A 5,447-nucleotide genomic window follows, 5' to 3' on the forward strand; every position below is an offset into this window, starting at 1 on the left:
TGCCGTGGGCACGCCCGGGGCCGTGAGCGCGCGGATGCGGCGGTGCGCGACGCCGAGCAGGCCCAGCCAGCACAGGCAGCACAGGGCGCACGCGACGACACCCGCCGTCGACGCCCCGCCCCGCGCCACGGTCCGCACCGCCAGGAGGGCCGCCACCGCGGCGGACAGCGTGGTACGGCGCCAGGAGAGCCGTGTCCGCTCGGGCTGCAGACCGGGATCGCGCCCGCCGTCGGCCGACGGCCCGCTCATCCCTCCCGCCCGGCGAGCACGACGACGACCATCACCACGGCCACCGCGGCGATCAGCAGACTCAGCAGCGCCGGGAAGCGGGACACCGGAAGGTCCTCGCCCCGGCGCATCGCCCGCTCGCAGCGCACCCAGTGGTTGACGGCCCGCAGCGCGCACAGGGCGCCGGCCGCCAGCAGGGCGAGCGCCAGGCCGGTGCGCCAGGGGCCGGGCAGGTCCGGCAGGAACTGGTCGACGGCGAAGCCGCCGCCGACGAGGGCGAGCGCGGTGCGAAGCCAGGCCAGGAAGGTGCGTTCGTTCGCCAGGGAGAACCGGTAGTCCGGGGTCTCGCCCTCCTGGCGTGCGTCCTCCGGCGCGAACCACAACCGGACGTTCCGTACGAACTCGATCACTCGGTGACCCTACCGGGACGCCGTCGCGGCCGGTCACCCCGCGGGCCGGTGCGCCTCCAGCCGCTGCCAGGCGGCGAGCCCGTCCGGCACCCACTCCCACTCGCCGAGGCGCCGCCGCAGCTCCGGCACGGGCAGGAAGGCGTACCAGGCGACCTCCTCGGCCTGCGGCCGGACCGGCAGCTCGCAGCGCACCTCGTAGACCGCCGACCACCAGCTGCGGGCCCCGCCGTCGTCGTAGAGGAAGGAGAAACGGAACGTGGGCCGGGGCAGGCCGCTGACGCCCAGTTCCTCCTCGGCCTCGCGCAGGGCCGCGTCGTCGTAGCTCTCGCCCGCGCCGACGACACCGCCGACGAACATGTCGTGCAGCGAGGGGTAGACCAGCTTGTCCGCCGTGCGCCGGTGCACGAACACCCGGTCCTCGGCGTCCCTGACCAGCACGAACGCACACCGGTGGCGCAGCCCGCGGGCGTAGACCTCGCCGCGCGGGGCCCGGCCGACCACCCGGTCGTGCTCGTCCACGATGTCGAGGATCTCGTCGGCGGAACTCATGCCGCCCATCCAAGCAGCCCCGCCCCCGGATCCTTCCGCCGGCCGGCCGGCCGGTCACGTCACCCCAGCCGGACGTTCCGCGTCGGGGCGCCCTCCAGGGAACCGCGGGGCATCGCCGGGTGCATGCCCAGCAGGACGATGCCGCCGACGATCGCGGCCAGGCCGCACGCCTCCCAGGTCAGGGCGCCGGTGTCGGTGCGCAGCCGGTCGCCGAGGAAGCCGACGCCGCAGAGGATCCCGGCCAGCGGCTGCGCGGCGGTCAGGGCCGGCAGCGACATCCGCAGCGGCGCCGTCTCGAAGGCGCTCTGCACCAGCACCAGCCCGGTCACGCCGAGCGCCAGCACCGCGTACGGCTGCCAGCCGGTCAGCACCTCGGCGAGTCCCCCCGCCTCGAACCGCTGTCCGCTCACCCGGGTGAGCGCGTCCTGCACGCCGTACAGCAGCCCCGCGGCGCCCGCCAGCAGCATCGGCGCCCAGGTCAGCCGCCAGCGTTTGGCGCACGCGGTGAGGAGCAGGGCGAGGCCGACCATGCCGCCGATGATCAGCCAGTGGCGCAGCGGGTCGGTGAGCGCGGTGCCGCCCGTCGGCCGGCCCGCGACGACGAACGCGGTCACGCCCCCGGCCAGCAGCGCCAGCCCCGCCCAGCCCTGCCGGCCGAGCGACTGGCGGGTGCGGTGCCGGGACAGGGTGAGGGCGAACAGCAGGTTCGTCGCGAGGAGCGGTTCCACGAGCGACAGCTCGCCCTGGCCCAGCGCCACCGCGCCGAGGGCCATGCCGGCCACGACCAGCCCCAGCCCGGCCATCCACTCCGGCACCTTCATCAGGTCGAGGAGGAGGCGGGGGCGGAGGAAGTCGCTCAGCGGTGCCCGCTGGGCCGCGTCCTGCTGGAGCACGAAACCGAAGCCCAGACAGCAGGCGGCGCTCAGGGCGAGCACCAGTACCGGAACCGACACGCTGCGTACCTCAATGATCATGCGGGGTCACGGACGGTGAAGCCGACTCTAATCGCCACCGGGCCCCGGCGCCTGCGCCCGCGCACCCCGGGCACCGTCGCCTTCGTCACGCCGTCCGCGCCCCCGGGAGCGCCCGGCCGTTACAAATATCGTCCGTGCAAGGGGAGTTGACGCGTGTAATGCCCGGGGCGCCCTTGACGTCAACTGTTGGCTGCCGGTTTGCTGTCCGTGATCAGTTCATGGCGTTCGGCAGCCGACCACTGCCGTACCGACCACCGCCGTGAACCGAACCACGAAGAACGCGTGAGGAAGTCCCGCGGTGCCCCCACCCCCGCCACCCCTCGGCCGCGCCCGCAGACGCACGACCCCGGGCTTCGACGAGGCCCTCGACGACGCCGAACTCGTCACCGCGCGGAGCGCGCTCGCCCAGGGCCGCTGGCAGAACGCCCGCTCGCTGCTGGTGCGCACCGGGACCGACTGGGACCGCCGCGGCCACCGCGTCACGGTGCTCGCCCGCGAACCGTCCTGCGCCGCCTGGACCCGCGAGTGGCTGCTCGCCGAGCCCGACTCGGGGGACGCCTCGGTCCTGCTGGCCCTGGCCCAGGTCCGGCGCGTGCTGCGCGGCAAGGACAAACCCGCCCGGGCCCGGGAGGCGTGCCTGCGCGCCGCCGGACTGGCGCCCGCCGACCCCACCCCGTGGCTCGGGCTGCTGATGCTGGAGCGCGACCTGGGCGCCGAGGGGGACGTGGTCCGCGTCTTCGAGCAGGTCCGCACCCGCTACGCCGACCACCACCACGCACACCACCTGGTGGTCGCCTGGCTCGCCGAGCACCGCATCGAGGCCGGGCCGGACCCGCTGCACGAGGTGTACGACTTCGCCAACTGGGCCGCCGAGCAGGCCCCCGCCGACTCGCCGCTGGCGATCCTCCCGGTGATCGCGCACGCCGAGCGCTACCGCGCGCTGGCCGCCGCCGGCCACGAGCGCCCCGACCCGGCCGCCTCCGGGCACTGGACGGGCCGGCGGGCCCGGCAGGTGATGAAGGCCGCCTTCGACTGGTGGCTGGAGTGGGAGCACGAGGGCCACCCGCGCCGCCTGATCGACCTCAACTTCCTCGCCCACGCCAAGGTCTGCGAGGGCCGGGGCGCCGAGGCGGCCGCCCTGTTCCACCGCATCGGCGACCACGCCACCCCGGCGCCCTGGTCGTACCCCGGCCGCGACCCCGTCACCGCCTTCCGCACCGCCCGCGCCACCGCCCTCGGCACGGCCTGACCGGCCGCCCTCCGCCCGCCCCTGACCCTTCCGCCCGCCCTTGACCCCTCCGACCCGGCCCCACCCCCGACCGCCCCGCCCGGACCGGCTTCCGGCCGACCCGCCCGAACCACCTCCGATCAGCCCGCCCGACCACCACTCCCGACCGAAGGACGGTCTTCGCATGACGACGGACAGGACGACGGACAGTTCGAGCAAGAGCAGACCACCGGCCGACGGCATCAGCACCTTCAAGGGCCAGGAGCGCGCGCTGCGCGCCGACCGCCTGGGCACGGGCGGACTGCTGCTCTCGGTCCTCGCCGCGACCGCCCCGCTCATGGTGGTCGCTGGTGTCATGCCCACCACATTCGCGGTGATGGGGATCGTGGGCCAGCCGCTGCTGTTCGTGGTCCTGGGCACCGTGCTGATCCTCTTCAGCCTGGGCTACGCCGAGATGAGCCGGCACGTCCACAACGCCGGGGCGTTCTACGCCTACATCTCCCGCGGCCTCGGCGGCACCGCCGGAGCCAGCGCAGCGCTGGTCGCCCTCGTCGCCTACAACGCCCTCCAGATCGGCATCTACGGCATCTTCGGCTTCGAGGTCTCCGGGCTCCTCGCCACCTACGCCGGCCTGGAGGTCGCCTGGTGGATACCGGCCCTGGCGGGCGTCCTCGCCGTCGGCGTCCTGGGCTGGCTGAAGATCGACGTCAACGCGCGCGTGCTCGGTGTCCTGCTGGTCATCGAGGTGCTCCTGGTCGTCGTCTTCGACGTCGCCGCCATCGCCGACCCCGGCAGCGAGGGCCTGTCCCTGCACGCCTTCAACCCCGACACCCTCACCGGGGCGGGGGTCGGCACCGCCCTGTGCTTCTGCATCGCCGCCTTCCTCGGCTTCGAGCAGGCCCCCGTGTACGCGGAGGAGACCAGCAGGCCGCACGTCCTGGTGCCGCGCGTGATGTTCCTCGCCGTCGCCGGGGTCGCCGTGTTCTTCGCGATCAGCAGCTGGGCCCTCACCGTCGCCACCGGCCCCGCCACCGTCGTCGGCACCTCGCAGGAGCACAGCGCGGGCCTGCTGTTCTTCCTCACCGAGGACCGGCTCGGCGGCACCTTCACCGACGTCCTGCACGTCCTCTTCGTCACCGGCATGTTCGCGGCGATGCTGAGCTTCCACAACGTCGTCGCCCGCTACGCCTTCGCCATGGGCCGGGAGGGCCTGCTGCCGTCCGCGTTCGGCCGCACCTCGGGAACGAGCGGGGCACCCGGCACGGGGTCGCTGCTCCAGACGGTGGTCGCGACGGTGCTGGTGCTCGCCTTCGCCCTCACCGACGACAAACCGGTGGGCGACCCGACGGCGCCCGTGCTGCACCTGTTCACCTGGTTCGGCAACATCGGCGCCCTCGGCGTCATCGTGCTGATGGCGATCGCCTCGCTGTCCGTCGTCGTCTTCTTCGTCCGCCGCGGAGCGGCCCGGACCCAGGCGTGGCGGCTGGCCACCTCCACGGTCGCCGGACTCGCCCTGGTCGTGATCGCGGGCTACACCGTCAAGGACTTCGACGTGCTCGTCGGCGCCGGCCCCGGCTCCGCGCTGAGCCGGCTCCTGCCCGGCATCATCGGGCTCGCCCTCCTCGCGGGCCTGGTCCAGGGCATGATCCTGCGCGTCCGCGCCCCGGAGAAGCACGCCCGCATCGGTCTGGGCAACGAGGCGTTCCAGCTCGACAAGGAGGCCGGGGCCGCGGACTAGGACCGTACCGGTCCGGCGTCCGCCGCCCCGGAGACATGGCGGACGCAAGTACCGGGCGGCGGGGGCCGGTCACATGGCGGACGGAAGTACCGGGCGGCGGGGGCCGGTCAGGAGGGCGCCGGTGCCGGGGGGCCGGGGCTGTCCAGGACGGTGACGAGGGTGAAGGCGCCCTCCCGCACGGCCCGGGCGTCGGCGTACCGCACGACCACGTCGACCGGGGTGCCGGCGGGCACCTCCGCCGGCACCCCGACGGTCACCGTGAGCCGCCCGCCGGGCCCGGCCGCCACCGCGAGCCCGTCCGGCGCCGCCGGATCCGTCGC

The 5,447-nt window shown here is 74.7% G+C and carries 7 protein-coding genes; 2 read left to right on the top strand and 5 right to left on the bottom strand.

The window, feature by feature from the left end; genetic code table 11:
- The 4 genes from G3I53_RS17860 to G3I53_RS17875 form a co-directional block, all read right to left on the bottom strand.
- Positions 1-249 (bottom strand): DUF202 domain-containing protein (locus tag G3I53_RS17860; RefSeq protein ID WP_164438544.1); only part of this gene is annotated, 249 nt, incomplete at its 3' end.
- The gene (locus G3I53_RS17865) at positions 246-638 is read right to left on the bottom strand and encodes a DUF202 domain-containing protein (RefSeq protein ID WP_164337064.1); all 393 of its coding nucleotides are present in this window, start codon (positions 636-638) and stop codon (positions 246-248) included. The genes G3I53_RS17865 and G3I53_RS17860, both read right to left, overlap by 4 nt.
- 33 nt (positions 639-671) lie before the next feature.
- Complete coding sequence (locus tag G3I53_RS17870) at positions 672-1,187, bottom strand: NUDIX domain-containing protein (RefSeq protein ID WP_164337063.1); 516 nt, start codon at positions 1,185-1,187, stop codon at positions 672-674.
- Between the two features lie 59 nt (positions 1,188-1,246).
- Positions 1,247-2,140 (bottom strand): DMT family transporter, encoded by an 894-nt coding sequence (locus G3I53_RS17875; protein WP_164337061.1) that lies wholly within the window; start codon positions 2,138-2,140, stop codon positions 1,247-1,249.
- 319 nt (positions 2,141-2,459) lie between these two features.
- Here G3I53_RS17875 and G3I53_RS17880 point away from each other — a divergent pair, with 319 nt between their 5' ends.
- Both G3I53_RS17880 and G3I53_RS17885 read left to right on the top strand, forming a co-directional pair.
- Complete coding sequence (locus G3I53_RS17880) at positions 2,460-3,410, top strand: hypothetical protein (RefSeq protein ID WP_164438545.1); 951 nt, start codon at positions 2,460-2,462, stop codon at positions 3,408-3,410.
- Between the two features lie 163 nt (positions 3,411-3,573).
- Positions 3,574-5,127 (top strand): APC family permease, encoded by a 1,554-nt coding sequence (locus G3I53_RS17885; RefSeq protein WP_164336264.1) that lies wholly within the window; start codon positions 3,574-3,576, stop codon positions 5,125-5,127.
- 107 nt (positions 5,128-5,234) lie between these two features.
- Here G3I53_RS17885 and G3I53_RS17890 read toward each other — a convergent pair.
- On the bottom strand, positions 5,235-5,447 hold a 213-nt coding region (locus G3I53_RS17890), incomplete at its 5' end, for a hypothetical protein (RefSeq protein WP_164438546.1).

This window comes from Streptomyces sp. SID14436 (assembly GCF_010548465.1).
GTDB lineage: Bacteria > Actinomycetota > Actinomycetes > Streptomycetales > Streptomycetaceae > Streptomyces.

Excerpts from the sequence above, each read along its gene's own strand:
- G3I53_RS17870 (WP_164337063.1), bottom strand. The coding sequence starts at position 1,187 with ATGAGTTCCGCCGACGAGATCCTCGACATCGTGGACGAGCACGACCGG.
- G3I53_RS17885 (WP_164336264.1), top strand. The coding sequence starts at position 3,574 with ATGACGACGGACAGGACGACGGACAGTTCGAGCAAGAGCAGACCACCG.